This window comes from Halomicrococcus pelagicus, from assembly GCF_051917725.1.
Lineage (GTDB): Archaea > Halobacteriota > Halobacteria > Halobacteriales > Haladaptataceae > Halomicrococcus.
Map to the genome: position 1 here is coordinate 646,282 of NZ_JBQBLX010000001.1, position 24,477 is coordinate 670,758.

At 67.6% G+C, this 24,477-nt stretch carries 30 protein-coding genes; 14 read left to right on the forward strand and 16 right to left on the reverse strand.

Annotated elements, in window-relative coordinates; translation table 11 throughout:
- The gene (locus ACTF4R_RS03475; protein ID WP_440006251.1) at window positions 1-957 is read left to right on the forward strand and encodes an alpha/beta fold hydrolase; all 957 of its coding nucleotides are present in this window, start codon (window positions 1-3) and stop codon (window positions 955-957) included.
- Between the two features lie 102 nt (window positions 958-1,059).
- Here the strand turns inward: ACTF4R_RS03475 and ACTF4R_RS03480 are convergent, their stop codons facing one another.
- The 4 genes from ACTF4R_RS03480 to ACTF4R_RS03495 are packed head-to-tail and all read right to left on the reverse strand — an operon-like array spanning window position 1,060 to window position 3,756.
- Window positions 1,060-1,680 (reverse strand): class I SAM-dependent methyltransferase, encoded by a 621-nt coding sequence (locus ACTF4R_RS03480; RefSeq protein ID WP_440006253.1) that lies wholly within the window; start codon window positions 1,678-1,680, stop codon window positions 1,060-1,062.
- Window positions 1,664-2,374, reverse strand: coding sequence for an RNase P subunit p30 family protein (locus tag ACTF4R_RS03485; RefSeq protein ID WP_440006254.1), 711 nt, complete (start codon window positions 2,372-2,374; stop codon window positions 1,664-1,666). Before ACTF4R_RS03485 ends, ACTF4R_RS03480 begins: the two co-directional genes overlap by 17 nt.
- Window positions 2,375-2,425: 51 nt before the next feature.
- Window positions 2,426-3,052, reverse strand: coding sequence for an RAD55 family ATPase (locus tag ACTF4R_RS03490; protein ID WP_113275808.1), 627 nt, complete (start codon window positions 3,050-3,052; stop codon window positions 2,426-2,428).
- A gap of 23 nt (window positions 3,053-3,075) precedes the next feature.
- Window positions 3,076-3,756 carry a MinD/ParA family ATP-binding protein gene (locus ACTF4R_RS03495; protein ID WP_440006256.1) on the reverse strand — a complete coding sequence of 227 codons (681 nt, stop codon included), beginning with the start codon at window positions 3,754-3,756 and terminating at the stop codon, window positions 3,076-3,078.
- 189 nt (window positions 3,757-3,945) lie between these two features.
- Here ACTF4R_RS03495 and pyrB point away from each other — a divergent pair, with 189 nt between their 5' ends.
- The 3 genes from pyrB (at window position 3,946) to ACTF4R_RS03510 (ending at window position 6,106) form a co-directional block, all read left to right on the forward strand.
- Window positions 3,946-4,860, forward strand: coding sequence for an aspartate carbamoyltransferase (gene pyrB, locus ACTF4R_RS03500; protein ID WP_440006258.1), 915 nt, complete (start codon window positions 3,946-3,948; stop codon window positions 4,858-4,860).
- Window positions 4,853-5,314: an aspartate carbamoyltransferase regulatory subunit gene (gene pyrI, locus ACTF4R_RS03505; protein WP_113275811.1), complete on the forward strand. Its 462-nt coding sequence runs from the start codon at window positions 4,853-4,855 to the stop codon at window positions 5,312-5,314. The genes pyrB and pyrI overlap by 8 nt, the downstream gene beginning before the upstream one ends.
- A gap of 81 nt (window positions 5,315-5,395) precedes the next feature.
- The gene (locus ACTF4R_RS03510; protein WP_440006260.1) at window positions 5,396-6,106 is read left to right on the forward strand and encodes a hypothetical protein; all 711 of its coding nucleotides are present in this window, start codon (window positions 5,396-5,398) and stop codon (window positions 6,104-6,106) included.
- Between the two features lie 70 nt (window positions 6,107-6,176).
- Here the strand turns inward: ACTF4R_RS03510 and ACTF4R_RS03515 are convergent, their stop codons facing one another.
- On the reverse strand, window positions 6,177-6,455 hold the full coding sequence (locus ACTF4R_RS03515; protein ID WP_433624562.1) for a ribonuclease P protein component 4: 279 nt from the start codon (window positions 6,453-6,455) through the stop codon (window positions 6,177-6,179).
- Window positions 6,456-6,724: 269 nt separating this feature from the next.
- Here ACTF4R_RS03515 and ACTF4R_RS03520 point away from each other — a divergent pair, with 269 nt between their 5' ends.
- Window positions 6,725-7,720, forward strand: coding sequence for a glycosyltransferase family 4 protein (locus ACTF4R_RS03520; RefSeq protein WP_440006261.1), 996 nt, complete (start codon window positions 6,725-6,727; stop codon window positions 7,718-7,720).
- A gap of 88 nt (window positions 7,721-7,808) precedes the next feature.
- Window positions 7,809-8,915, forward strand: coding sequence for a glycosyltransferase (locus tag ACTF4R_RS03525; protein WP_440006262.1), 1,107 nt, complete (start codon window positions 7,809-7,811; stop codon window positions 8,913-8,915).
- Window positions 8,916-8,977: 62 nt separating this feature from the next.
- Here the strand turns inward: ACTF4R_RS03525 and ACTF4R_RS03530 are convergent, their stop codons facing one another.
- A complete protein-coding gene (locus tag ACTF4R_RS03530) occupies window positions 8,978-9,793 on the reverse strand; it encodes an HD domain-containing protein (RefSeq protein ID WP_440006264.1) in 816 nt (271 codons plus the stop codon).
- Between the two features lie 388 nt (window positions 9,794-10,181).
- On the opposite strand from ACTF4R_RS03530, the gene ACTF4R_RS03535 reads away from it, so the two are divergent.
- The gene (locus ACTF4R_RS03535) at window positions 10,182-10,430 is read left to right on the forward strand and encodes a DUF7989 family protein (protein ID WP_433624570.1); all 249 of its coding nucleotides are present in this window, start codon (window positions 10,182-10,184) and stop codon (window positions 10,428-10,430) included.
- 139 nt (window positions 10,431-10,569) lie between these two features.
- Here ACTF4R_RS03535 and ACTF4R_RS03540 read toward each other — a convergent pair whose 3' ends face one another.
- Complete coding sequence (locus tag ACTF4R_RS03540) at window positions 10,570-10,803, reverse strand: DUF7563 family protein (RefSeq protein WP_433624572.1); 234 nt, start codon at window positions 10,801-10,803, stop codon at window positions 10,570-10,572.
- A 277-nt stretch (window positions 10,804-11,080) separates the two neighbouring features.
- On the opposite strand from ACTF4R_RS03540, the gene ACTF4R_RS03545 reads away from it, so the two are divergent.
- Window positions 11,081-11,236 (forward strand): DUF7557 family protein, encoded by a 156-nt coding sequence (locus ACTF4R_RS03545; protein WP_433624574.1) that lies wholly within the window; start codon window positions 11,081-11,083, stop codon window positions 11,234-11,236.
- A 74-nt stretch (window positions 11,237-11,310) separates the two neighbouring features.
- Here the strand turns inward: ACTF4R_RS03545 and ACTF4R_RS03550 are convergent, their stop codons facing one another.
- The 3 genes from ACTF4R_RS03550 to ACTF4R_RS03560 form a co-directional block, all read right to left on the reverse strand.
- Window positions 11,311-11,910: a protein sorting system archaetidylserine decarboxylase gene (locus ACTF4R_RS03550; protein WP_440006266.1), complete on the reverse strand. Its 600-nt coding sequence runs from the start codon at window positions 11,908-11,910 to the stop codon at window positions 11,311-11,313.
- Window positions 11,911-11,912: 2 nt separating this feature from the next.
- Window positions 11,913-12,359, reverse strand: coding sequence for a DUF5799 family protein (locus tag ACTF4R_RS03555; RefSeq protein WP_440006268.1), 447 nt, complete (start codon window positions 12,357-12,359; stop codon window positions 11,913-11,915).
- Window positions 12,360-12,514: 155 nt separating this feature from the next.
- Window positions 12,515-12,835: an FUN14 domain-containing protein gene (locus ACTF4R_RS03560; RefSeq protein WP_440006270.1), complete on the reverse strand. Its 321-nt coding sequence runs from the start codon at window positions 12,833-12,835 to the stop codon at window positions 12,515-12,517.
- 150 nt (window positions 12,836-12,985) lie between these two features.
- On the opposite strand from ACTF4R_RS03560, the gene aglJ reads away from it, so the two are divergent.
- From aglJ to ACTF4R_RS03575, 3 genes are all read left to right on the forward strand, one after another.
- On the forward strand, window positions 12,986-13,894 hold the full coding sequence (aglJ, locus tag ACTF4R_RS03565; protein ID WP_440006271.1) for an S-layer glycoprotein N-glycosyltransferase AglJ: 909 nt from the start codon (window positions 12,986-12,988) through the stop codon (window positions 13,892-13,894).
- A 117-nt stretch (window positions 13,895-14,011) separates the two neighbouring features.
- Window positions 14,012-14,824, forward strand: coding sequence for a diadenylate cyclase DacZ (gene dacZ, locus ACTF4R_RS03570; RefSeq protein ID WP_440006273.1), 813 nt, complete (start codon window positions 14,012-14,014; stop codon window positions 14,822-14,824).
- Entirely contained in the window at window positions 14,824-15,600 is a 777-nt protein-coding gene (locus ACTF4R_RS03575) for a mechanosensitive ion channel domain-containing protein (RefSeq protein ID WP_440006276.1), read from the forward strand. Before dacZ ends, ACTF4R_RS03575 begins: the two co-directional genes overlap by 1 nt.
- Here ACTF4R_RS03575 and ACTF4R_RS03580 read toward each other — a convergent pair whose 3' ends face one another.
- From ACTF4R_RS03580 to purD, 3 genes are all read right to left on the reverse strand, one after another.
- The gene (locus ACTF4R_RS03580; RefSeq protein ID WP_440006277.1) at window positions 15,601-16,125 is read right to left on the reverse strand and encodes an acyltransferase; all 525 of its coding nucleotides are present in this window, start codon (window positions 16,123-16,125) and stop codon (window positions 15,601-15,603) included.
- A gap of 31 nt (window positions 16,126-16,156) precedes the next feature.
- Window positions 16,157-16,474: a DUF7344 domain-containing protein gene (locus ACTF4R_RS03585; RefSeq protein ID WP_440006279.1), complete on the reverse strand. Its 318-nt coding sequence runs from the start codon at window positions 16,472-16,474 to the stop codon at window positions 16,157-16,159.
- Window positions 16,475-16,564: 90 nt separating this feature from the next.
- Window positions 16,565-17,881 carry a phosphoribosylamine--glycine ligase gene (purD, locus tag ACTF4R_RS03590; RefSeq protein ID WP_440006281.1) on the reverse strand — a complete coding sequence of 439 codons (1,317 nt, stop codon included), beginning with the start codon at window positions 17,879-17,881 and terminating at the stop codon, window positions 16,565-16,567.
- A 223-nt stretch (window positions 17,882-18,104) separates the two neighbouring features.
- Between purD and ACTF4R_RS03595 the strand changes: the two genes are divergently transcribed.
- Window positions 18,105-18,893, forward strand: a complete 789-nt coding sequence (locus tag ACTF4R_RS03595; RefSeq protein ID WP_440006282.1) for a formate/nitrite transporter family protein — start codon at window positions 18,105-18,107, stop codon at window positions 18,891-18,893.
- A gap of 163 nt (window positions 18,894-19,056) precedes the next feature.
- A complete protein-coding gene (locus ACTF4R_RS03600; protein WP_440006284.1) occupies window positions 19,057-21,162 on the forward strand; it encodes a thioredoxin domain-containing protein in 2,106 nt (701 codons plus the stop codon).
- A 19-nt stretch (window positions 21,163-21,181) separates the two neighbouring features.
- On the opposite strand, the gene ACTF4R_RS03605 is transcribed toward ACTF4R_RS03600, so the two are convergent.
- Window positions 21,182-21,571, reverse strand: a complete 390-nt coding sequence (locus ACTF4R_RS03605) for a thioredoxin family protein (RefSeq protein WP_440006285.1) — start codon at window positions 21,569-21,571, stop codon at window positions 21,182-21,184.
- Window positions 21,572-21,724: 153 nt separating this feature from the next.
- Here ACTF4R_RS03605 and ACTF4R_RS03610 point away from each other — a divergent pair, with 153 nt between their 5' ends.
- Window positions 21,725-22,735 carry a PLP-dependent cysteine synthase family protein gene (locus ACTF4R_RS03610; protein WP_440006287.1) on the forward strand — a complete coding sequence of 337 codons (1,011 nt, stop codon included), beginning with the start codon at window positions 21,725-21,727 and terminating at the stop codon, window positions 22,733-22,735.
- A 74-nt stretch (window positions 22,736-22,809) separates the two neighbouring features.
- Here ACTF4R_RS03610 and ACTF4R_RS03615 read toward each other — a convergent pair whose 3' ends face one another.
- On the reverse strand, window positions 22,810-23,265 hold the full coding sequence (locus ACTF4R_RS03615; protein WP_440006289.1) for a DUF5804 family protein: 456 nt from the start codon (window positions 23,263-23,265) through the stop codon (window positions 22,810-22,812).
- A 39-nt stretch (window positions 23,266-23,304) separates the two neighbouring features.
- Window positions 23,305-24,474, reverse strand: coding sequence for a tRNA sulfurtransferase (locus tag ACTF4R_RS03620; RefSeq protein ID WP_440006291.1), 1,170 nt, complete (start codon window positions 24,472-24,474; stop codon window positions 23,305-23,307).
- Window positions 24,475-24,477: the final 3 nt, after the last annotated feature.

The window sequence follows — 24,477 nt, forward strand, 5'->3', positions numbered from 1 at the left end:
ATGGCCGACGAAGGAGTCGTCGAACCGATTACGGGCAAGTACGTTCACACCGAAGTCGGGGGAGTAGACCATCGAATCTACTTCGAAGAGAACGGTCCGGAAGACGGCATTCCGCTGCTGTGCCAACACACGGCGGGCAACAACTGCCAGGAGTGGCGCCACGTCCTCACCGACGAGGAGATAACCGATGATTTCCGCGTCATCGCCCACGACCTCCCGTTCCACGGGAAATCGGTTCCGCCGACGACCCAGTCGTGGTGGGAGGAAGATTACAATCTGACGGCCGAGCAGTTCACCGAGACGCTCGTCGCGCTGGCAGACGCCCTCGAACTCGACGATCCGATTTACATGGGGTCGTCGATGGGCGGGAACGTCACGCTCGAACTCGCCGACTGGTATCCGGACAGGTTCCGCGCTCTCATCGGACTGGAGTGTGGCGCGTACAGCCCCGGCTTCTACATCGACTGGCTCGACCATCCGCACGTCAACACGACGGAGGTGAACGCCTACTCCTGCTGGGGGCTGATGGCACCACAGAGTCCGGAGCAGATGCGTCGAGAAACGATGTACCTCTACGAACAGGGGGCGACGGGCGTGTTCAAGGGCGACCTCTACTACTACTCGGTCGACCACGACTACCGAGACAAGCTAGATCAGGTCAAAGCCGACGAGTGCCCGCTGTACATCGTCAACGGCGAGTACGACTACCTCACTACGCCCGAAGACGGCAGGGAAACCGCCGAGGGTGTCGGAGACGGTGCCGTCGCCGTCGAGGCGGCCGAAATCGGTCACTTCCCGATGAGCGAACACCCCGAGTTGTTCAACGCGTATCTGAAAGAGGTCCTCGCCGACATTACCGGGGAGCGGGACGAGGCGCTGCCGGACCGACTGACGCCCGAAGACGTGGGTATCGAACTCAGTCCCCCTGCGCCCGCACGAAAGAGACAGCAGGACTGACACTCGCCTCTCACGTTCGTCCGAAACCGGATCGTAGACCGTCGCGTACGTAACGTGGTAACGGACGAAGGACGTCGACGAGAGGCCTCCGGGAGTCTCCGGTCACCCGTCGCGGCGTTCGGCGACGAGCACGCCGACCTGGTCGTGGACGCGCTCGACGGCGGTCAACGCGAATCCCTCGTCGGTCAGGGCGTCCGCGAGGTGGCCCACCGTCGAGGGGTCGTCGACCTCGGGACTGTAGAACGGTTCGTCCGGGTCGGGCGTCCCGAAGAACATCACGTCGCCCAGCACGAACGTTCGCGGGTCGAGGTCGGCGATGGCCGCGATGGCCTCGCGTTTCTCCTCGTCGCTGAGGTGGTGCATCGCGAAGTTCGAGACGACGACGTCCGCGGCGTCGACGTTCGGGTCGCGGAACCGCCCCTCGCCGAACTCGACGTCGTCCAGGCCGCGTTCGTCGGCCTTCTCTCTGGCCTTCGCCAGCATCCCGTCGCTGATGTCGCGGCCCGCCACGCGGTCGGCGTCCTCGGCCAGCGCGAGCGCGATGGCTCCCGTCCCGGTTCCGAGGTCCGCCACCACGCGGTCGTCGGACGCCCGGAGCGCCTCGCGGGCGTGTTCGACCACGAGACTGACGCAGGCGCGGTACTCTTCGCTGTCCTGGGAATCGTCGTAGTCGCTTGCGATGTCCGAGAACCGGTCGGCGTGTTCCTCAATCGTCCTCTTCATATCGGCCCCGTTTCACTCCCGGAGCAATGAACTCGTCGGACCGCCGTTCGCGGTTTCGCTCGGCGACGCGGCCCCACTCGCACAGGCCCGTCTCGACCTGCTCGCGCGAGAACCCGACCGCCTCCCCGACCGCAAGCAGTTCCCGCGGCGCGCGCAACTGGAGGTGCGAGCGGGCGTCCGCGCTGACGACGAACGGCGCGTCGTACTTCGTCACCAGTTCCCGGAGCTTCCGGAGGTCCTGGAGGGCCTGCACGCGAGGGCCGCCGTCGGTCCGGAGCACGCGCGATAGGTCGAACTCGACACGGACGCCGTTTTCCGCCGCCGCTTTCGCCAGCACGTGGTTGAAATCGCCCCGGCCGCGCATCGGATGCGCGAGCACGTCCACGCGCTCTTCCTCGACCGCGAACCGGTTCAGCGTCGTCGTCCCGCCGTGCATCAGCAGCACCGTCGTCTTCGGCCGGAAGTTGCCGACGTGGCCGCTGGCCTGCGAGGGGTCGTCGGCCTGGATTTCGAGCCCGTCGACGACGTCCACGTCGTACTCCGTCGCCACTCGTTCGAAGTCGACGCCGTCGTCGACGCGGGCGTCGCCGTGGTTTCGGACGACGACGCCGTCGAACCCGTACTCGGCCGCCGTGGCCGCCAGTCGCGCGACGGTGCTGTCTCCATCCGGGCGGGCGTGAACGGCCTCGTACATGGCGTCTCGTCTGTCGGTCCGGGTGCGTGCGACTTGGCGCTTGCGCTCTCCTCACGCGATGTCGCGGCTGGTGTCGATGGAGACGCTCTCGGCGAGTTCCAGCTTGATGGTCTCGGGGAGCGCGCGCCCGCCGCGGAACTTCGGCACCGCGAGGCGGTTCTCCACGCGGTCGCCGGCGATCTCGGTGTGTAACTGGAGGACGACGTCCGCGACGTGTTCGGTCACGTCGCGCTGGTCCGGGACGTTCCGCCCGTCGAGGCAGTGCAACACCGCCAGGCTGTCGCTCGTCTGGACGTGGTGCTGGAGGTCGTGCAGGAAGTTCCGATACCGGCTCTCGTCCTGACGCTCCAGCAAATCCACCGGGTCGACGACGAGCGTCGATTCGGCGGGAAGCCGGCGGAAGAGCCGTCGAGCGTGTTCCAGCGGCGCGTCGCCCGGAACGTATCGCACCTCCGGCGACCCCGTCCGGCCCGGCGCGCGCTCGAACGCCGCGTCGACCGCCGCCTCGTCGCGGTCGGTCGTGACGTACAGCGTCGGCCGCGCGGCGGTGAGTTCGTACAGCAGCAGCTCCGACTGGCTCGCAGGCGGGGCCGACAGCGCCACCGTGCTCCCGGCCGGGAGCCCCCCGTCGAGCTTCCGGTCGAGGACGGGAACGCCCGTCGAGAGCCGCTCTACCATACTTACGACAATTCGGAGCGCGTTCATAAGTGTTTGGACACGACCGCTGCGGCGAGACGGTCGTACGCCCGCCCCACCGCGTCCGCGGCGAGTACTCGTCGGCCCGAATTCCGACGGTCGCCGGCCGCTGTCGGGGCGTTCGCGTCGACAGCGGGGACGGTCGCCAGCACCGGACAGTCCAGCAGACGCTCGACGCCTCCCGGGTCGCGCTCGGCGCGCGTGAGTACCGCGCCGGCGACGTCGGTGTCGAGCGCACGGGCCATCGCGGCGGTCTTGGCCGCGTCGCGGAGACACGCCGGGACGGGCGTCGTCACGACGAGTACGCTATCGGCGTGCCGGAGCGGCGCTGCGGCGGCCGGCCCAGCGCCGGCGGGACAGTCCAGCAGTACGCTGTCTGCGGCGTCCGCGACGCGCGGGAGCGCCGTCGAGAGCGACGCGTCCGTGCCCGTCGCCGGCGGTGCCGGCACCACCTCGACGCCCCGCAGGTCCGGCGGCGGATGGGCGGCGCTCTCGACCGGTTTCCCGTCGGCGAGCGCGGCGAGGTTCGGTTCCGCGGGAACGTCCGCGACCACGTGCAGGTCGGGCATGTCCCGGTCCGCGTCCACGGCCAGCGTTTTACGTCCCGTCCGTCCGAGCGCTGCCCCGAGTCCGAGCGTCGTGGTCGTCTTGCCGCATCCGCCCTTGCCTCCGGCGACGGCGAGCATGCCGGGGTTGGTCCCGCCTCGGTATTTGAAGGTTCGGGGAGAGGCGCAGTCGGCGAAACGCCGCCGGGGAACTACGGTACGACGGTCCAGTACCGCACCGACGTGTACCGCTATCCCGGACCGAGTCGGTCAGTTCAGCACGAACGTGGACAGTGACATTCAAGGCGCGCGACGACCGCGTTCCAATCGATGCGGCACGACCACCTCATCGACACGAGACAGCTATCGCGGGAGGACATCGAGGCCGTCCTCGACCGCGCGGCGGAGTTCGACGACGACCCATCGTCGTTCGGGGACCGACATCCGTCTGCGCTGCTCGGACTGATGTTCTACGAGCCGAGCACGCGGACGAAGATGAGCTTCGAGACGGCGATGAAACGCCTCGGGGGCGACGTGGTCGACATGGGGCCCGTCGAGTCCTCCAGCGTGAAGAAAGGCGAGAGCCTCGCGGACACGGCCCGGGTCATCGAGGGGTACGCCGACGCGCTCGTGCTCCGCCACCCCAGCCAGGGGTCGTCGAAACTCGTCAGCGAGTTCGTCGACGTTCCCCTGCTGAACGCGGGCGACGGCGCGGGCCACCACCCGACCCAGACGCTGCTCGACCTCTACACCATCAGGGAGAACGCCGGCCTCGACGACCTCACCATCGGCATCATGGGTGACCTGAAGTACGGCAGGACGGTCCACTCGCTGGCGCACGCGCTGACGAACTTCGGCGCGAGCCAGCACTTCGTCAGCCCGGAGAGCCTCCAACTGCCCCGGAGCGTCCGCTACGACCTCCACGAGGAGGGCGCACAGGTGCGCGAGCACACCGACCTCGACGCCGTCCTGCCGAGCCTCGACGTGCTGTACGTCACGCGCATCCAGCGCGAGCGCTTCCCCGACGAGAACGAGTACCGCGAAATCGCCGGCGAGTACCAGATAGACCGGGAGACGCTGGCTTCCGCCAGCGACGACCTGACGATCATGCATCCGCTCCCCCGAGTGGACGAGATCGCACCCGAGGTGGACGACACCGAGCAGGCGAAATACTTCGAGCAGGCGCACAACGGCGTCCCGGTCCGGATGGCGCTGCTCGACCAACTACTGTCGAACGATGAGTGAACACGAACTCCGCGTCAGCAAGATACACAACGGCACCGTTATCGACCACATCACGGGCGGTCAGGCGCTGAACGTCCTCGCCATCCTCGGCATCGACGGCAGCGAGGGCGAGGCCATCAGCGTCGGGATGAACGTCCCGAGCGACCGGATGGGGAGCAAGGACATCGTGAAAGTCGAGGGGCGAGAACTCAGTCAGGACGAGGTGGACGTGCTCTCGCTCATCGCGCCCGACGCGACCATCAACATCATCCGCGAGTACGACGTGGTCGAGAAGCACCGACTCGAACGCCCCGAACGCGTCGTCGGCGTCCTCTCCTGTCCGAACCGCAACTGCATCTCCACCGCGGACGAACCCGTCGACTCGAAGTTCGAAGTGCTGCCCGACGGCGTCCGCTGTGAGTACTGCGACACCATCATCCGCGACGACCTCGCCGCGCACATCAGCGTGAAGTGAGCGGAAACGGCGGACTAACCCCGGCGGCGCGTCGAAACGGTCGGTTCGGTTTTTGGTCGTGCTCGCGGTACCCGGGCAGGTATGAGAACGAAGACTGGCGAGCGCGTCGCAGTGGCCCTGTCGGTCCTGCTCGTTCTGTCTGCGGTCGCTCCCGCGGTTGCCGGCGGACTGACGCGCACCGACGACACGTCCGACTCCGTCTCGGCGCCGACCCGAACGGTCGACGAGCCGCTTCGCCGCGGCTTCCAGTACAAGATCTCCATCGACAACGTGACCGTTCGCCGGTGGGTGCTGCGCAACACCACCATTCGGAACGGAACGGTCGAGGAGGTCGTCGTCCGCCGACTCCGGGTCCGCGGTGAGACGCGTGAGAACGTGACGCTGCAGAACGTCTCCATCGCGCAGATGAAGGTCGTAAACGGCTCGCTACTGAACGTCAGCGCCGACACGCTGGTCGTCCGCAACCGTTCCATCTGGGACGTGCCCGGCGGCGACCTGGTCGACCCCGACGTGCAAGACCAGGTCGTCGACCGTCACGTCCTCGCGAACGTGACCGTCGACGGTGCCACCCTCGACACGCTCGTCGTCGAGAACCTGTCCGTCCGTAACACGTCCGTACCGCCGCGCTCGGAGGGACCGGTCGTGAACGAGACCGTCGCCAACGCTTCGGCCGACCCGCGGCCCGACGTCGTAATCCAGAACTCGTCGGTCGAGCGCGGGCGGATTCGGAACGCGACCGTGGGGGACTGGGCCGTTAGCTCCATCGAGAACGCGTCCGCCGGGTCGACCTGAATCGAACCCCGAGAAACGACGTCTTACGCGAGAAACAGTCCGGAATACCGTCACCTACTCGGGACGGTGGTCAGGAACGGTAGGGGTACCGTGACTGGTTGCCGCAGTCGCAGGTGACGACGACGTGGCCGTCCTGCGTTCGGACGCGAGCGTTCTTGCCGGGACGGAGGTAGGCGTCGCAGGCGTCGCAGCTGAACCGCTCGAACTCCCGGGGAAGCGAGAGGCGATTTCGCTCCGCGATGCGACGCGCACGGCGGACGTACGTCCGCGCACGGTCGTCGTAACAGTCGGCGGCGGCGTCCCTGGCGAGCGACGCGAGACGCTCGATGCGCTCTTCGGCTATTGTCATCGGGAATGGGGGGGGGTGGGGGTTTCCGGGGCGAGACAGGACAAGGATAGAAGGTTCCTGTGTTGCCCCATGCGAGGCATATCCTTGCTTCAACAAATACTTTATGGTCGTTCAAGGGAGGCTTTCCGCCGTCGTTCCGGCAGGATTAATGGCCGGCCACGCAATCGCCGACCTGTGCGCACGCTCCACGATCGCGGTGACGACGTAGGCTGCGGCGACGGGCGGTCGTCCGACCGCCGCGGCGTCGGGGGATTCGACGGTGAGCACCGATGCTCGTGAGCCACTACTTCGAGTGGGAGGAGTACATCACTGGCGGTCACGCCCAGTCGGTGAAGAACCAGCGCAAGGTGATGGACCGTCGCGGTATCGAGTACACCACCGAGCCGATTCTCGACGCCGACGTCCTCCACCTCAACAACATGGGGCCGCGCTCGCTCTACTACGCCCGTCGGGCACGGGAGCGGGACTGTCGCGTGCTGATTCACACGCACCAGACCGCAGAGGACTTTCGGGAGAGCTTCGCCTTCTCGAACGCGCTGGCCCGGCCCATGAAACCGTACCTCCGGTACGCCTACTCGCTGGGCGACCACCTCGTCTGTACGTCCGAACACAACCGGGCGGTCGTCGAGGAGTACGCCCCTGCCGCCCCGAAGACCGTCATCAGCAACGGGTTCGACCCGGACCTGCTGGCGGGGTACGAGGACTTGCGCGCGGAGTACCTCGACCGGTACGACCTCGACCCGCCGGTCGTGTTCAACGTCGGCCACGTCATCAAGCGGAAGGGCCTGGAGTCGTTCGTCGAGACCGCCCGCGCCATGCCGGAACTGGACTTCGTCTGGTTCGGCTATCTCAACCCGACGGGCGGCAAACTCGACCGACTGCTCAGGAGTCGGGAGACGACGGAACTGGTCGAGAGCGCGCCCGACAACTGCACGTTCACCGGGTACGTCGACGACATCCGCGGCGCGTACGCCGCCGGCGACGTGTTCTTCTGGCCGAGCAAGAACGAGAACGAAGGCATCGCGCTGCTGGAGGCGATGAGCTGTGGCAAACCGCTCGTCGTCCGTGACATCGACACCTACCGCTGGCTGGAGGACGGCCACCACTGCCTGAAAGCCGAGCGCGACTTCGCGCCGCAACTCGACGCGCTGAAAGACCCCGACCGCCGGGAGCGACTGGGACGCAACGCGAAGGAGAAAAGCGAGGAGTTCACCATCGAGCGCGTCGGCGACGACCTGGAAGCGCTGTACCGGAGCCTGGCGTGAGTCCCCGGTTACGCCCGCCCTACGGCGGCGGTAGGGGTTCGATTCGACTCCGCAAGGCCTTAACTACCGGTTCACAAAGGACCGAGTAATGCGACGGGTCGCCGCGTTCACCGACAGCTATCTGCCGACCGTCAACGGCGTCACGTACACCATCAAGTCGTGGCGCGACTGCTGGGAGCGCGACGGCGGTCGGATGGAGGTTGTCTACCCCCGCGCCGACGGATACCGGCCGGAGCCGGGTGAACATCCCGTCAGGAGCCTTCCGTTTCCGTTCTACGAGGGCTACCACCTCGGCGCGCCGTACATCCCCGCCGGCGTCGCCGACGTGGACGTGGACGTCGTCCACTCTCACACCCCGTTCGGCATCGGCGTCGGGGGTCTCCGGCTCGCCCGCAAGCGCGACCGCCCGTTCGTGACCTCCTATCACACGCCGACGAGCGAGTACGCCGACTACCTCGTTCCCTCCGACTCCGTCGCGAGGGTCATCGAGCGAACCTCCGAGGCGTACGAGCGCTGGTTCTTCGACCACTCCGACGCCGTCCTCGCGCCGAGCGAGGCGACGCGCGACCACGTCGAGGAACTCGGCGTCGACGCGCCGGTCCGGGTCGTCCCGAACGGCGTCGACGTCGAACGCTTCCGACCGGTCGACGCCGACGCGTTCCGTCGGAAGTACGACGTCGACGGCGACCGTCCGCTGGTGGGGTACACGGGCCGACACGGGTTCGAGAAGCGCCTCTCGGAGCTGGTGGCCGCCGCGGACGGGATGGACGTGACCGTGCTCTTCGGCGGCGACGGCCCGGCTCGCGAGTCGCTAGAAACCCAGGCCCGGGCCGTCGACGCGGACGTCCGGTTCCTCGGCTTTCTCGACCGCGAGGAGTTGCCGGCGTTCTACTCCGCGCTCGACGTGTTCGCGTTCCCGAGTCCGGTCGAGACGCAGGGGCTCGTCGCACTGGAGGCGAACGCCTGCGGGACGCCCGTCGTGGGTGCAGACGCGGGCGCGCTCTCCAACACCGTCGACGACGGCGAAACCGGCTACCACTTCGAGAGCGGCGACGTCGATGGGTTCCGGACGGCCATCCGGCGGGCGCTGGACGAGCGCGAGCGACTGCGGGAGGCCTGTCTCGCCCGCCGCGAGGCGGTGAGCGTCGAGCGCGCCGTCGAGAAGCTCACGGACGTGTACGCGACCGTCGAGTGAGCCGACGTCTGGGCCGCGGTCGACCTCCCGCCACGGGAACGCGGAGACGCCGGCGGCAGCGTCTACAGTTCGACGCGCTCGACGAGCTGGTCGCCGCCCTCGCGGATGTTCAGTGCGACGATGCGGATGTCGTCTTCGAGTCGGGAGTTGTGGAGTTTCGCCTTGAGCAGGTTGTCGACCTGGAACACGCCGGCCGCGTTCAGCATCTCTATCTCGACGAGTACGGGGACCGATTCGCCCTGCTGGAGACTCACTTTCCGGATGGCCTGGCTGGAGACCGTGTTGATACCCCGGCCGCCCTTCTCGTACGGCATGCGCGAGCGACCGTGCTCCATGTCGAGACCGTCCGAGACGCGAATGACCCCCGCCTCCGTCGTGAGCGGGTCCTCCTCGGTGTGGTGACAGAGGATGGCGTGGAGTATCTCGCCTTTCATCCGGACGGTCTCCTCGGTGTCGTAGAAGTTGGGCAGGACGCGGTCGAGGATGTCGGCGGCGAGCGGAATCGAGTAGTACGTGTGGTCGTCGCGGTGGACGACGTGGCCGATGTCGTGTAGCGTCGCCGCGAACGCGATGATGACGCTCTCGTCTTCCTCTTCGAGGCCCTCGTCGCTCGCGCCGTTGAATTCGACGCCGCCGCGCTTCAGGAGGTCGTAGAGGATGAGCGCCCGGTTGAGGACGATCTCGATGTGTTTGGCGCCGTGGTCGTTGTACCCCTTCCGCGTGACGGCGTTCACGTTCTGGGCCCTGAGGTAGGTCTGAATCTCGGTGTCGTCGTCGATGAACGACAGCACCTCGTTCAGCTTCTCGTCCGGGAATGCGTGGTCTTCGTCCGGGTCGTACCGCCGTTGCTGCTCGTCGTCCATTTCCGTCGCATCCATGGCTGAACGCTGGCGGGCCGAGGCAAAAAGCCCTCGGGCAATTCCAGTCGCCTGACCTGTCGTCTGCGTGCCCCGTTCGCTACAGCCGACGCGAAAAGCGGGGGACGAGTCGACGACACTCGAGCCCAACGTCGCCGGAATCGACCGTCGACGGCAGCTCGCCCGACGCGCCGCAATAGTTGTTGCGTACACAACTGTTATATCGGTGCGGCCATTGAGAACACACTACCATGCGACAGTCACCCACCCGGTCGCGCTCTCCCGTCGCGAGCGGTAGTGCTGTCGGCGCTGTCCTCATTGTAGGGGCCTGAGCCCCTACCCATCACCACCTCAGTCCCGACGCGCACCGACCTTCGACCGACAGCCGACCGTATCCCGACACAACGCGATGACACGACCGAACCGACAGCACCCGACCGAATCGACCGAGAACCAGCGAACGATGAGAGACGTGAGCCACACGCATCCCTACACCGACCGCGGAGCGACAACGGACCTGTTCACGCGGGGACCGCGCGTGGCGACCGACGGCGGCCGGAGCCGACGTCGTCCCACCATGGCGGACGTCGACCACACGCCGCCTCGCGGGGCGCCCGACGCGAACGGCGTGTTCGAGCGCGGCAACGAGGGCAAGTAGGACCGACGCGCCGAGAACTCGCCGTAGCACGGCTACGACACGAGCCCGCTCCTACCCGTCCCTCCTCGACTCGCTCTTCTCACCGCAAAAGGAAAACCACAACCGTTCGTCGGCTTCCACTCCTCGAAAGTACCGGATTTCAGCGGAGCGGTTCGCGTCCCCCGATGAGCTGTGTCGTGTCGACCTCCTCGGCGCGCGCTCCCCCCTTTTTCACCTCGGTAGCGGTCATGCATTCGAGGCAGCCGAACACCTCGTTCTCGTTGTTCCCGAAGACGCGTGCGAAGTCGCGAGTGACGAAGGACCCGCAGCTTCGGCAACGGTTCTCAGCGACTGTGTCGTTTCCGCTCGTCATCTGATCGTTGGAGACTGTCATGGCTGGGCCTCGGCGATACGACAAAGGACAGTCCGACCACTTTGTTATCCACTACCTACCGGGACGAAAGCATCTCCTGCCGCAGCGCAGGTCTAAGATACGTATTGGCAAGCGGCGTCTACAAAGCCGGTAAGCAGTGGTTACGCGCCGAAAACGGGAAAAACGAATCGACGGTCGAGGTGCCGAGACAGCCGTGAGAGAGCGTCTGGACGGTAACGACGCACACGACGCCGGACCGCCGCAGAGTTTAAAGAACTTCGAGGTCTAAAATAGGACGATGCCCAAAATAACACTCGACGAGGAGACCGTATCTCGCCTCGACAGCCTCCGCGTCGAAGACGAGTCCTACGACGAGATCGTCAACGAACTCATCAACATCTACGAAGCCGAGGAACTGACGCTGTTCCACGGCGGCGACTACTCTAGCGACTGATCTCTTTCGGCGGGGTGACGACGATGGGAGCAACAGCGGAGGCTCAACCTACCGTCCACAGCGTCGACCGCGCGTCACTCGCTCGTCTCGCGGTGCGCGACGACCGTCTCGCCCGCGCGCACGCGGTCGCCTTTCCCCACCCTGACGTCCGAGCGGTCGAGGGCCGGGGGTAGTAGGACGTCGGCGCGACTGCCGAACGCGATGTGGCCGAGCCGGTCGCCGCGACTCACGTCGTCACCGGCCTCGACGTACGGGTGGATGCGGCGAGCGAACGCACCCGCTATCAGCGTCAGGTCGTGGTCGGCAAAGCGGACGTGGACCCGCTCGTTGCGGTCGGACTCCTTGCTGAACGCCGGCCGGTGGGCGCCGGCGTGGTGCTCGACCGACTCGACCTCACCGCCCATCGGCGCGCGGTTGACGTGCACGTCGGTGACGTTCATGAACACGCCGACGCGGACGCGGTCGCCCTCCTCGCGGACGACCGAGACACGGCCGTCCGCCGGCGCGAGAACGCCCTCCGCGGGCGGCGTTCGGTCGGGGTCGCGGAAGAAGAGCAGGACGGCGACCCCGAGTCCGAGCGCGAGCAGGGTCGCGACCGGCGAGAGCAGTCCGAGCGGACCGGAGAGAACGAAGGGCGGGGTGGCGTACCTCCACGCACCGGGTGCCAGCTCCATCGCTACTCGCTGACGGCCGAGCGGACGCGTTTCCACTTGCCCTGGGACTCCAGACGCTCCTGAAGTTCGTCGGCGTACTCCTGGGCGAGGCGTTCGGCCGCCGCGAGGCGGTCCTGGTCGACGCCGTTACCGCCGCCGCCGAGACCGAGCGCGTCCTTGACCGACGAGAAGATTCCCCTGCTCTCTTTCTTGCGCTGACCGCCGCCCATCGCGTTCATCTGCGACTGTATCGACTCCATCTCCGGCATCACCTGCTCGACCTTGCTCGTGTCCGCGACGAGTTTCGCGCGCTCGTCGTCGCCGGGATGCTCGATGTCGAACTCGACGGCGGTCATGACGAGGCCCCACTCCTGGCGGGAGAACTCCGAATCGGTGACGCGCTGGGAGAACTCCCGGTCGACCGCCATCCGGTCGCCGACTATCATGTCCGTCCAATCCTGACTGGGCATGCGTGACAATCGCGCATCGTCGGACTTGGCGCTTTCGCCTACCTCCGGGCTGGCGTCGCCTGACACCCGGCACTCCGGGTCGCCGTTGGGACCGTTTCTCCGGTGAAAAGACCGCGTGGTCGTCGCCGCGCCAAAAGAGCGTCGAGAACGCCGAACTATCCCTTCTTGAAGCCGACCATGAAGCCGCCGGCGAAGCCACCGCTTATCGACAGCGTCGACAGCAGCGTCGCCACCCAGGAGGGCGGCGCGCCACCCTGGGCGGCTTCGCCCGTCTTGAGGATGCCCGCCGAGAGCTTCTCCCAGTCCACCGACATGATGCCGCGCGACTCCAGGAACTTGAACAGGGCGAGTTCCAGACCGACGATGATGGCGAGGAGTTTGGCCACTTTCTTGGCTGCGAACCCGATGATACCGCCGATGAGGGCACCGCTACCGAACTCGAGTCCGAGCTGTTGAGGGTCGATACCGACTTGCATTGGTCGAACCAGAATCCCGATAGGTTAAGTTTCTTGTGGTTTATTAAATCGGATACATCAGAATTACGCCAGCAACGAGCGCCAGCCCTTCGAACTGCTGGCGGTCCTGAATGGTTGGGCTTTTAGCATCCCGACTCTATCGTCCCGATAATGCCCGACCCGGAGGACGTGTGCGTGCTCGTTCCCACGCTGAACGAGGCCGAGACCATCGGCGAAGTCGTCGACGAGTTCGGCGAACGCGGGTACACGAACGTCCTCGTGGTCGACGGTCGTTCCGACGACGGAACGGCGGAGGTGGCGGCCGAGCACGGTGCGCGCGTCGTCGAACAGACGGGCACCGGCAAAGGACAGGCCATCCGCGAAGGACTCCGACGCATCGAGACCGAGTACGTGCTGATGCTCGACGGCGACGGCACGTACCGTCCGGACGACGCCGAGCGCATGCTCGCACCGCTGGACGACGGGTACGAGCACGTCGTCGGCAACCGCTTCGCGGAGATGGAGGACGGGGCGATGACGCGACTGAACACGTTCGGCAACCGCGCCATCAACCGGGCGTTCCGGGTCATCCACGGTCGCAACTTCAAGGACATCCTCAGCGGCTACCGGGCGTTCACCCGCGAGTCGGCCGAGCGGTTCCGCCTCGACGCCGACGGGTTCGGCGTCGAGACCGAGATGGCCGTCGAGTGCGTGCGTCACGACCTTCCCACGACCGTCGTACCCGTACAGTACGAGGAGCGCCCCGAGGACTCCGAAACGAACCTCCACCCGCTGCGGGACGGCGGCAACATCGTCCTGACGCTGTACCAGCTCGCGAAGACGAACAACCCGCTGGTGTACTTCGGCGTCATGGGCCTGTCGAGCGGCCTCTTCGGCGTCCTGCTTGGGGTCTACGTCGGCGTCGAGTGGGTCACCCGGAGCGTCTCCCACGAGGTGCTTGCCATCGTGGCCGGCGTCTCCATCCTCTTCGGCGTCCAGTTGCTCATCTTCGGCGTGCTCTCGGACCTCATCGTGACGCTCCACCGCGAGCAGATGCACCGCATCGAGGAGCGCCGCTGACTCGACGTCCGCCGGACCCCCGGTTCGAACTCCGAGAAGGGCGTTCTCGACGGTCGGAGCGGGACGACGACCGGCAGCCCACAACCTTTTTCTCGAATGATTGAGTGAAACCGCCTAATGGCTGACCTCACGGACCTTCTTGGAGACATCGTCGACGACGCGGACGCCGTGTTTCTCTTCTCCCCCAGCGGGTCGTACTACGAGCGGTTCGACGACCTCACCGACCCGGACCTCGTCGTCGTCGGAGCGGACAACCAGGTCGGCGCGAACGAGTTCGTGGAGCTACCGGTGGAGTTCGAGAACGTCAGGGACCGCGTCCGGTTCGGCCTCGAGGGTGGGCTGGAACAGGGAGTCATCGAGGACGGCGACCTCGTCGTCTGCGCGACCGACGTGTTCGACGACAGTATCGACACGATTTCCCGCGTCCGCGCGGACGAGGAGGACCACTCGGGCATCTACGACCTGTTCGCCAACTCGCGGGCCGACCCCGGCGTCATCCGCGACGTGTTCGAGGTCGCCATCGAACTCGGGAAGAAGGGCCAGAAGGGCAAACCCGTCGGCGCGCTGTTCGTCGTCGGCGACGCCGGCAAGGTGATGAACAAGTCCCGCCCGCTCTCGTACAACCCGTTCGAGAAGAGTCACGTCCACGTCGGCGACCCCATCGTGAACGTGATGCTGAAGGAGTTCTCCCGTCTCGACGGCGCGTTCGTCATCAGCGACTCCGGGAAGATAGTCTCGGCGTACCGCTACCTCGAACCCTCCGCGGAGGGCGTCGACATCCCGAAGGGTCTCGGTGCGCGCCACATGGCCGCCGGAGCCATCACCCGCGACACGAACGCGACGGCCATCGTCCTCTCCGAGAGCGACGGCCTCGTCCGGGCGTTCAAGGGCGGTGAACTGATTCTGGAACTGGATCCGGAGGAGTACTGATGGCAGTAGACTGGCAGGTCATCCTCCAGGAGGAGTACCGCATCGTCCTGGCCGCCCTCATCCTCATCGGGGGCGGCATCGCGGGCTACCTGCTCGGTCGCCTCAACAAGCGCGTCCTCCGTGCCGCGGGCGTCCCCGAGGTCGTCGAAGGGACGCCGTTCGAGCGCACCGCCCGGAGCCTCGGGACGACGACCGTCGCGCTCATCGCCCGCATCACGTCCTGGTTCATCTACGGAGTCACCATCCTGCTGGCGCTCAACACGGCGGAGCTCCCGCTGTCGACCCAGCTGTTCTGGCAGATAACTCTCTTCGTCCCGCACCTGTTCGTCGCCGCGCTCGTCTTCATCCTCGGCTTCGTCATCGCCGACAAGGCGGAGCTGCTGGTCAGCGAGCGCCTGCGGAGCGTCAAACTGCCCGAGATAAGCGTCATTCCGCGACTGGTCAAGTACAGCATCGTCTACGTCGCCTCGCTCATCGCCCTGAGCCAGGTGGGCGTCGCCACGCTGACCCTCATCGTCCTGTTCGCCGCGTACGTGCTCGCGGTCATCGCCTTCGGCGTCGTCGCGTTCTGGGACCTGCTGCGGTCGGGCGCAGCGGGCATCTACCTCCTGCTCAACCAGCCGTACGGCATCGGCGACGAGATTCGCGTCGCCGACAACCGGGGCATCGTGCAGGAGGTCGACATGTTCGTCACGCGCATCGAGAACGACGACGAGGAGTTCATCGTGCCGAACCACGTCGTCATGCGAAACGGCGCGGTTCGGTTCCGGAACTGATCAGTCGTCCGCGACGCTCTCGGTCGACATCTCTCGCGCCGGGACGCCGGCCACCGTCGCACCGGGCGGCACGTCCCGCGTCACGAGCGAGTTGGCGGCGACGCTCGCACCCGCCCCGATCTCGACGCCGGGGAGTATTATCGCGCCCGCCCCGACCATCGCGCGCTCGCCGATGACCACCTCGCCGGTCCGGTACTCGTCCTGGAGGAACTCGTGGCAGAGAATCGTCGCGTCGTAGCCGACGATGGCGTGGTCCTCGACGGTGATGAGGTCGGGCCAGAACACGTCCGGCGTCGACTCCAGGCCCCACGAGACGCCCCGACCGACGGTGACGCCGATGCGGCGGAGCAACCAGTTTTTGAGTCGCAGACTCGGGTTGACGCGCACGAGCCAGATGACGGCGTAGTGAAGCGCGACCCGGAGCGGATTGCGGGCCTCGGTCCAGTACTGCAGGGAGTTTCGACCGCCCGGCGTCGCGTGGTGCGCGATGCGGTCGTGGCGGCGCGTCGTGTCGTCGTCGGTCACGCACCGGGGTAGACGCCGCGAGGGCTTGAAACTACTCCTCGGCCAGTTCGAAGAAGGGATCCAGTTGCGTCGCCGCGTCGGTCAACTCGACGTGACTCCCGTCGTACCGGACGACGCCGGCCGCCGCGAGACGCGGAACGTGCGCGTGGTGGAGACTCGCCTCGACGGCCTGGCGGTCGGGGTCGGCGTCGCATCGGGCCTTCGTCTCGGCCGCGAGTTCGGGAAGCGCCACCGCGCAGTCCCGGTCCCGGAGGACGGCGAGGGCGTTTCGGCGACGCTGGTCGGCGAGCAGGTCGAAGACGTCGTCGGTCGACAGCGCGTCGTCGTACTGGGTGGGGTCGGTTACCATGGTCGGAAATCGACAGGCTTCGGTTTTGTTATGGAACGGCTGACCGTCGACAGGGCGAGCCTACCGCGGTCGACGCCGGTTTCGAGCGAGTTACTCGCCGCGCAGTTCCGCGACGTGGTCGACGCGGCGCTGGACCAGGTCCTCGGTCCCGACGTCGTGGCGGACGCGCAGGCCCTCCTCGCCGGCGACCGCGAGCGCGTCCTCCGCCACGCGCTCGGCGTCCGTGATGGTGTCACTCACCCCCACGACGGCGAACGACCGCGAGGTGGTCGTGTAGACGCCGTCCTCGCGCTCGTCGACGCTGGCGTAGTAGAGGATGGCCTCGCCGTCGCTCCCCTCCGCGGCCCGGGCCGCGCTCCCCTCGTCGATTCGCACCTTCGCGCCGGCCTCGGGGTCGGTCGGGTACCCCTCAGGGACGGCGTACTTGCAGACGGTCGCTTTCGGGGCGAACGATAGCTGCGGCAGGTCCTCGCCGTCGCGGGCCGCGACGAGCACGTCCAGCAGGTCGGTGTTGAGCACCGGCAGCGTGTTCATCGCCTCGGGGTCGCCGAACCGGGCGTTGAACTCGACGACCTTCACGCCCTCGGCGGTGAGCATGAACTGGCCGTAGAGGACGCCCTTGTAGCCGTCGAGGGCCTCGACGGTCGCTTCGAGAACGGAGACGGCCTCGCGGTAGTCGTCCTCCGTCAGGAACGGGAGTTCGAGGCCGGCGTCGCTGTAGCTCCCCATCCCGCCGGTGTTCGGCCCCTCGTCGCCCTCGTAGGCGCGTTTGTGGTCCTGGACCGCCGGTGTGACGCGCAACTGGCCGTCGGCGACGAACGCCTGCACCGTGAACTCCTCGCCGACGAGGCGCTCCTCGAGGACGACGCGGTCGTAGTCGTTGTCCCGGAGGTACTCTTTGGCCTCCTCGGCGGTCACCTGGTCGCCGACGACGCGGACGCCCTTCCCGCCCGTCAGTCCGGCGGGCTTGACGGCGAGGTCGCCGTCGTACTCGTCGATGTACTCGCAGGCGGCCGTCGTGTCGTCGAACGTCTCGAACTCCGGACAGCCGGGGATGTCGTTCTGGCGCATGAACCGCCGCTGGAACGCCTTGTCCGTCTCGATGCGCGCCTCCGCCTCGCGGGGGCCGAAGGCGTAAATCCCGGCGTCGTCGAGCGCGTCGGCGACGCCCGCTTCGAGCGGCCCCTCCGGACCGACCACGGCCAGAGTCGCGCCGACCTCCTCGGCGAAGGCGGTGACGGCCTTCGAGTTCGTCGTCTCCAGCGTCTCGAACGACTCCGCCACTGCGGCGATGCCGGGGTTTCGATTGCCGGCGCAGGCGTGCACCTCGGCGTCGCCGTCGGCCAGCGCCCGGGCGATAGCGTGTTCGCGGCCGCCGCCTCCCACCAGCAGTACCGTTTCGCTCATGTCCGGGGAGAGTGGGCACGGGAGTGTAAAGGTTGCTCTTGTCGCTGCCGAGAGTGTACACGAACGTGGGCATCCATCCCCGTTGCGTCTCTCACCGCGGTGGGACCTCGCGGATTCGACCCGGCCGTCGACCCGGTTCGAAGGCCGACGCGGCGCTTTCGACGGCCGATGTACGGCGACGTCGGCCTCTGCTTTTTTCATTACGACGAACGACCGACATTACGTGGCAATAGCACCCGATCCCTCGGAGATTTTCCAGCGAGCGGTCGAGGAAGGCGACCGCCGCCTCGGCCAGTCGACGCTGGAACTGGTCGCGACCAGCTTCATCGCGGGGTTCACTGTGGTCTTCGGCATCGTCGCGCTCGGCATCGTCCACGCGGTCGTCGAACCGCGCTTCGGCGACCTCGCCACGCTTGCCGGCGCGCTCGCCTTCGGCACCGGCGTCGTGTTACTGGTCGTCGGACGGGCGGAGCTGTTCAACGAGAACTTCTTCGACCCGGTCGCGAAGGCGGTCGACCAGTCCGACACCTGGATGGTCTCGCAACTCCTCCGCCTGTGGGTCGTCACCTTCGCGTTCAACCTCGTCGGCGGCGCTATCTTCGCGCTCGTCTGGTCGGTGGACGGTGCGCTCCCGTCGGGAACGCCGCACGCGCTGCACGCCTTCGCCGAGGAAATAGCGAACCGCCGCCCGACAGCCGGGTTCGCGAAGGCCATCGCGGGCGGCGCGCTCGTCACCCTCCTTTCGTTCCTCCTGGAGGCCGTCAACAGCGTCGACAGCCGCATCACCGTGGCCTACCTCGTCGGCGTCCTGTTGGCGCTCGGACCCTTCGACCACGTCATCGTCACGGTACTGCACGTCTTCTTCGGCATGCTCTTCGGCTCGTCGATCGGTTTCGGAACGCTAGCCCGGACGACGGTCGTCGTCACGGCCGGCAACCTCGTGGGTGGACTCGGCCTGGTCACGCTCACCCACGTCGCGCAGGCGAGAGGGGCGGCCCAGTCCGGGGGGTGACTCCCGACGACACGTGGCAGGTTCGTCGGGGAGCGTCCCGTGACCGGGACGGTGGCGTCGTTCCGTCGGAGGCTGGCGAGGGTCGGGCGGTACCGCGCTCGAACGCGAGTCGTCGAGTACCGGTGTGCCGGGGTTTACATCCCGCCGGTTCGTACTGTCGTCCATGCCCGAACCGACGAGCCGAAACCGACTGGACGAGGAGGAGAGCCCCTATCTCCGCCAGCACGCCGACAACCCGGTTCACTGGCAGCCGTGGGACGACGCGGCGCTCGAAGCGGCGCGGGAGCGCGACGTCCCCATCTTCCTCTCTATCGGCTACTCGGCCTGCCACTGGTGTCACGTGATGGCGGAGGAGAGCTTCGAGGACGAGGAGGTCGCGGAGGTGTTGAACGACGGGTTCGTGCCGATCAAGGTCGACCGCGAGGAGCGACCCGACCTCGACTCGCTGTACATGACCATCTGCCAGCAGGTGACCGGCCACGGCGGCTGGCCGCTCTCCGCGTGGCTCACGCCGGACGGCAAGCCGTTCTACGTCGGGACGTACTTTCCGAAGGAGGCCAAGCGCGGCCAGCCGGGGTTCGTCGACGTGCTGGAGAACGTCCGGCGGTCGTGGGAGCAGGACAGGGAGGAGGTCGAGAACCGGGCCGAGCAGTGGGCGAACGCCATCGAGGGCGAACTGGAGTCGACGCCGGCGGCCGGCGACGCGCCGGGGAGCGACCTGCTCGACACCGCCGCCGGGCAGGCGGTCCGGAGCGCCGACCGCGAGTACGGCGGCTTCGGAACGAACGGGCCGAAGTTCCCCCAGACCGGGCGAATCCACCTCCTGCTGCGCGCCGCCGACCGGACGGGGACGGTCCAGTACCGCGACGTGGCCCTCGAAGCGCTGACCGCGATGGCCGACGGCGGTCTCTACGACCACGTCGGCGGCGGCTTCCACCGCTACGCCACCGACCGCGAGTGGACCGTTCCGCACTTCGAGAAGATGCTCTACGACAACGCCGAACTCTCGCGGTGTTACCTCGCGGGCTACCAGGTGACCGGCGACGAGCGGTACGCCAGCGTCGCACACGACACGTTCGGATTCGTCGAGCGCGAGATGCGCCATCCCGACGGCGGGTTCTACAGCACGCTCGACGCCAGAAGCGAGGGCGAGGAGGGGAAGTTCTACGTCTGGAGTCCCGAACGGGTGCGCGAGGCGGTGGAGACCGACCTCATGGCCGACCTCTTCTGCGACCGCTACGGGGTCACGGAGTCCGGCAACTTCGAGGGGTCGACGGTGCTGACGGTCAACGAGTCCATCGACGCGCTCGCCGAGGAGTACGACCTCCACGGGAGCGAGACGGTCGAACTGCTGGACGAGGCGCGCCGCCAGGCGTTCGAGGCGCGCAGCGAGCGCCCCCGGCCCGCCCGCGACGAGAAGATTCTCGCCAGCTGGAACGGGCTGATGATATCCGCGCTCGCCGAGGGCGGCCTCGTACTGGACGAGACGTACGCGGACCTCGCGGTCGACGCCCTTGAGTTCGCTCGCGAACGCCTCTGGGACGACGAGGCCGGGAAACTCCACCGGCGATTCAAGGAGGGTAACGTGGGCATCGACGGCTACCTCGAGGACTACGCGTTCCTCGCCCGCGGGGCGCTGGACTGCTACCAGGCGACGGGCGACGTCGACCACCTCGGGTTCGCGGTCGACCTGGCGCGCGCCATCGAGTCGGAGTTCTGGGACGACGACGCCGGGACGCTGTACTTCACGCCCGAGAGCGGCGAACGGCTGGTCGCCCGGCCCCAGGAGCTCTCGGACCAGTCCACGCCGTCCAGCCTCGGCGTCGCCGTCGACACCCTGCTCTCGCTATCGCATTTCGTCCCGCACGAGCGGTTCGCCGACGTGGCCGAGCGCACCCTCGAAACCCACGCCAGGACGGTCGAGTCCAACCCCCTCCAGCACGCGACGCTCTCGCTGGCCGCGGACCGTTACGCCGCGGGGTCGCTCGAGATGACCGTCGTCGCCGACGAACTGCCGGAGCGGTGGCGCGGGCGCCTCGCCGAGGCGTACCTCCCGACCCGCCTCCTCTCGCGCCGCCCGCCGACCGAGGAGGGACTGGCCGCGTGGCTGGACGCTCTCGACCTCGACGAAGCGCCGCCCGTCTGGGCGAACCGGGAGCAGGAGAACGACGAGCCGACGCTGTACGTCTGTCGCTCGTTCACCTGTTCGCCGCCCGTGACGGACGTCGACGCCGCGCTGGAGTGGGCGGCCGACCTCGCACCGGAGTAGCGGAAAAGCAGTCGCGCCGTCAGGCCAGCACGTTCGCGTCTATCATCTGCCGGGCGAGGTAGTCCGCGGCCGGGCGGTCCTCTTCTTCCTCGAAGCGCGCGACTTCCTCGTTTTCCTCGCCGTCCTCACCCTGACGCTCGACGACGATGGTGGGAATGAGTTCGACGTCGTACTCCTCGACCAGTTCGCCCTCCTTGTTCTCGTCGACCTCGTGGACCGCCACCCTGTCCTCCGAGACGCCGGCGGCGTTCAGCGCCGCGAAGAAGTCGGGGAGCTCCGAGTGACAGTCTCCACACCAGTCCGCTCCCCAGACGTGGTAGGACACCTCGCCGATGGCGGCCTCGAACGCGTCGACCGTCTCGCTGTGTTCCGCCGCGTCCCACATGGGATCCGGTTCGGTCATTTCCATGTCCCCGGATTCGGACCCGACGTAGTTAAGTTCGTGCCTTGCGGCACGGTATCGAGCACGAGACGGACTATCACGGACGTTCGTGCACGTAATTCCGGCACCGACTGCCGCTGTCCGCTAGGGGTTTACGTTCGCACGTCCTACCGTGGACCAATGAAAGAGAGCATCCTGGACGCCGTGGGGTCGCCGCTCGTCCACGTCAGCTCTCCCGAAGGAGCGACCGTCGCGGCGAAGGTCGAGGCGTTCAACCCGGGCGGGTCGGCGAAGGACCGCCCGGCCCAGGCGATGGTCGCGGCCGCCGAACAGGCGGGCGAACTCTCGCCGGGCGACCGTATCGTCGAACCGACGAGCGGGAACACCGGTATCGGCCTCGCTATCGTCGCCGCCGCGCGGGGGTACGACCTCACCATCGTCATGCCCGAGTCGAAGTCGCCGGAGCGACGGCAGGTGATGGCCGCCTACGGTGCGGACATCGAACTCGTCTCCGGCGACATGGAGACGGCCCGCGACCGCGCCGACCGACTCACCGAGGAGACGGGCGCGATACAGCTCGGCCAGTTCGAGAATCCGGCGAACGCCGAGGCGCACTACCGGACCACCGCCGAGGAGATACTGGACCAGGTGGACGGCCGCGAAGTCGACGCCCTCGTCGTGAGCGTCGGCACCGGCGGCACCATCACCGGCACCGCCTCCCGGCTGCTGGAGGAGTTCCCGGACATGGAGGTCGTCGCGGTCGAACCGGAGCGCAACGCCGTGCTCTCGTCCGGCGAGTCCGGCGACGACGACTACCAGGGGATGGGACCGGGCTTCGTCTCCGACCTGCTCGAGACCGACCTCGTGGACGCCGTGGAGACGGTCGCGCTGGAGGACGCCGAGGACGAGTGCCGCAGACTCGCCCGGGAGGAGGGCATCCTCGTCGGTCAGTCCTCCGGCGCGGCGAGCGTCGCCGCGACCCGGGTCGCCGAGCGCATCGCGGAACCCGAACTCGACTGCCCCGAGGTGCCCGACGACTGGAGCGAGGTGGCGAGCGACGCGGACGGCGAGAGCGACGCCACGGTGTCTTCTGACGGCGGCGCCGAGCAGGGGTACGACGACTGCCCGCTCGTCGTCACCGTCTTCCCCGACAGCGGCGAGCGCTACCTCTCGACCGGCATGTTCGACTGACGCCGTCTCCGACGCAACCGCGGTCGGCGACGTATTCGCATCGCCCGGCGTCGTGTGCGCCCGGCGGGAGGCGCTCAGTTCTCGAACTCCGATTCGGTGACCCGGACGACGAGCGTCTCGGGGACGTCCAGGAGGTCGTACTCCGGGACCTCGCCGTCGGCCCGGGCGACGTACATCGGTTCGACGAGTTCCCCCTCGTCGGTGACGCCGTACACTTCGAGCAGGGCGTCGGTCTCGGCGGGCCGGACCTCGCCGTCCCGGATGGACGCGGCGAGGTCCCTGGAGAGCCACTCCTCGTCGCTGACGCTCGGTTCTCGGACGATGGCGTCGTCGGCGAACCGGACGAGATACCAGTTCAGGTCGTTCAGCAGCGAGACGGCCGCGCCGAGGCTGATGGTCTCCAGTTCGAGGCAGTTGCGATACGGCTCCCGGAGGTCGTAGGTCGCGAGGGCGTCGCGCGCCGTCTCCCGGGAGAGGAGTTCGGCACGCAGGTCCACGTCGTCGGAGCCGACGAGACAGACGCGAGTCACTGTCGATGGGTTCGGACGGCGGACCAAAGCGATTTCGACTTAGACGTCGACCAGTTCGACGTTCGCGGCGGCCTCCCGGGCGCGCTCGAAGAGGTCGTCCGGTTCGGCGTTCTCGACTATCTCCAGCGTCGCGTTCGTCTCCGGGAAGTCGGGCGCGACGCGGTTGCAGCCGGCGGGAATCGTCGAGTCCCGGAACGTGCCGATTTCGCGCGCGCGGTCCGTTATCTCCGTCTTGTCCATCGTGAGCAGCGGCCGATGGACGGGGAGGTCGGTCGCCGCGCTCGTGACGCCGAGGTTGCGCGCAGTCTGGCTGGACTTCTGGCCGATGGCCTCGCCCGTGACGATGCCGCAGGCGTCGACGTCGCGGGCGACGTGTTCCGCGACGCGGTACATGAACCGGCGGTAGACGAGCATCCTGGCCGGTCCGACCTCCTCGACCAGCAGGTCCATCACGTCGCCTGCGGGCACCTTCCGGACGGTCACGTCGAAGTTCGGCGCGTACGCCGCGAGTCGCCGGACCGTCTCCATCGCGCGGGCCTCGTGGTCCTGGCCGCCGTAGTCGCCGAGGTCGAGGTAGACCGGGACGACCGGCGACCCGCGTTTCATCACCTCCCAGAGGGCGACGGGCGAGTCGATGCCGCCGCTGACGAGGCCGACGACGGGTGCCTGGCTGCCGAGCGGGAGTCCGCCTGGCCCCGCCCGCTTCTCGACGAAGACGAACGCCTCGGACTCGCGCACCTCCACCCGGAACGTCGTGTCGGGGTCTTCGAGGTCCACCGCGGGGTCGTCGACGGCGTTCCAGACCGCCTCGCCGCCCTGCCGTTCCACGTCCTCGCTGGTGAACGGCAGGCTCTTGTCCGCTCGACGGGCGCGCACGGCGAACGTGTCGCCGTCGTACAGCGCTCGGGCGGCGTCGGCGAGCGCGCTCCGGACGGCGTCGAGGTCCGGGTCGACGACCACGGCGGCGCTGGCCGACCGCACGCCGAACGTGTCGGCCACGGCGTCGGTCGCCGCGTCGACGTTCTCTTCGTCCGCGTGGACGAGCAGGCGCGACCACCGCCGTTCCACGTCGGCGTCGACGCCCCGCGAGTCGAGCATCGCCGCGAGATTGTCCCGGAGCCGCCGCTCCATCTCCGTTTGGACCTTGCCGCTCTTCACGCCCACGTCGGCGTGCCGGACGAGGACCGTGTCGGCTCCTGGCGGATACACGTG

Coding starts and splice junctions, on each gene's coding strand:
- ACTF4R_RS03525 (WP_440006262.1), top strand. CDS start 7,809: ATGCGACGGGTCGCCGCGTTCACCGACAGCTATCTGCCGACCGTCAAC.
- ACTF4R_RS03545 (WP_433624574.1), top strand. CDS start 11,081: ATGCCCAAAATAACACTCGACGAGGAGACCGTATCTCGCCTCGACAGC.
- ACTF4R_RS03575 (WP_440006276.1), top strand. CDS start 14,824: ATGGCAGTAGACTGGCAGGTCATCCTCCAGGAGGAGTACCGCATCGTC.
- ACTF4R_RS03610 (WP_440006287.1), top strand. CDS start 21,725: ATGAAAGAGAGCATCCTGGACGCCGTGGGGTCGCCGCTCGTCCACGTC.
- ACTF4R_RS03535 (WP_433624570.1), top strand. CDS start 10,182: ATGACACGACCGAACCGACAGCACCCGACCGAATCGACCGAGAACCAG.
- ACTF4R_RS03560 (WP_440006270.1), bottom strand. CDS start 12,835: ATGCAAGTCGGTATCGACCCTCAACAGCTCGGACTCGAGTTCGGTAGC.
- ACTF4R_RS03480 (WP_440006253.1), bottom strand. CDS start 1,680: ATGAAGAGGACGATTGAGGAACACGCCGACCGGTTCTCGGACATCGCA.
- aglJ (WP_440006271.1), top strand. CDS start 12,986: ATGCCCGACCCGGAGGACGTGTGCGTGCTCGTTCCCACGCTGAACGAG.
- ACTF4R_RS03540 (WP_433624572.1), bottom strand. CDS start 10,803: ATGACAGTCTCCAACGATCAGATGACGAGCGGAAACGACACAGTCGCT.
- ACTF4R_RS03585 (WP_440006279.1), bottom strand. CDS start 16,474: ATGGTAACCGACCCCACCCAGTACGACGACGCGCTGTCGACCGACGAC.
- purD (WP_440006281.1), bottom strand. CDS start 17,881: ATGAGCGAAACGGTACTGCTGGTGGGAGGCGGCGGCCGCGAACACGCT.
- ACTF4R_RS03550 (WP_440006266.1), bottom strand. CDS start 11,910: ATGGAGCTGGCACCCGGTGCGTGGAGGTACGCCACCCCGCCCTTCGTT.
- ACTF4R_RS03555 (WP_440006268.1), bottom strand. CDS start 12,359: ATGCCCAGTCAGGATTGGACGGACATGATAGTCGGCGACCGGATGGCG.
- ACTF4R_RS03520 (WP_440006261.1), top strand. CDS start 6,725: ATGCTCGTGAGCCACTACTTCGAGTGGGAGGAGTACATCACTGGCGGT.
- ACTF4R_RS03485 (WP_440006254.1), bottom strand. CDS start 2,374: ATGTACGAGGCCGTTCACGCCCGCCCGGATGGAGACAGCACCGTCGCG.
- pyrI (WP_113275811.1), top strand. CDS start 4,853: ATGAGTGAACACGAACTCCGCGTCAGCAAGATACACAACGGCACCGTT.
- ACTF4R_RS03515 (WP_433624562.1), bottom strand. CDS start 6,455: ATGACAATAGCCGAAGAGCGCATCGAGCGTCTCGCGTCGCTCGCCAGG.
- ACTF4R_RS03510 (WP_440006260.1), top strand. CDS start 5,396: ATGAGAACGAAGACTGGCGAGCGCGTCGCAGTGGCCCTGTCGGTCCTG.
- ACTF4R_RS03600 (WP_440006284.1), top strand. CDS start 19,057: ATGCCCGAACCGACGAGCCGAAACCGACTGGACGAGGAGGAGAGCCCC.
- ACTF4R_RS03475 (WP_440006251.1), top strand. CDS start 1: ATGGCCGACGAAGGAGTCGTCGAACCGATTACGGGCAAGTACGTTCAC.
- ACTF4R_RS03605 (WP_440006285.1), bottom strand. CDS start 21,571: ATGGAAATGACCGAACCGGATCCCATGTGGGACGCGGCGGAACACAGC.
- ACTF4R_RS03530 (WP_440006264.1), bottom strand. CDS start 9,793: ATGGATGCGACGGAAATGGACGACGAGCAGCAACGGCGGTACGACCCG.
- pyrB (WP_440006258.1), top strand. CDS start 3,946: ATGCGGCACGACCACCTCATCGACACGAGACAGCTATCGCGGGAGGAC.
- dacZ (WP_440006273.1), top strand. CDS start 14,012: ATGGCTGACCTCACGGACCTTCTTGGAGACATCGTCGACGACGCGGAC.
- ACTF4R_RS03495 (WP_440006256.1), bottom strand. CDS start 3,756: ATGCTCGCCGTCGCCGGAGGCAAGGGCGGATGCGGCAAGACGACCACG.
- ACTF4R_RS03490 (WP_113275808.1), bottom strand. CDS start 3,052: ATGGTAGAGCGGCTCTCGACGGGCGTTCCCGTCCTCGACCGGAAGCTC.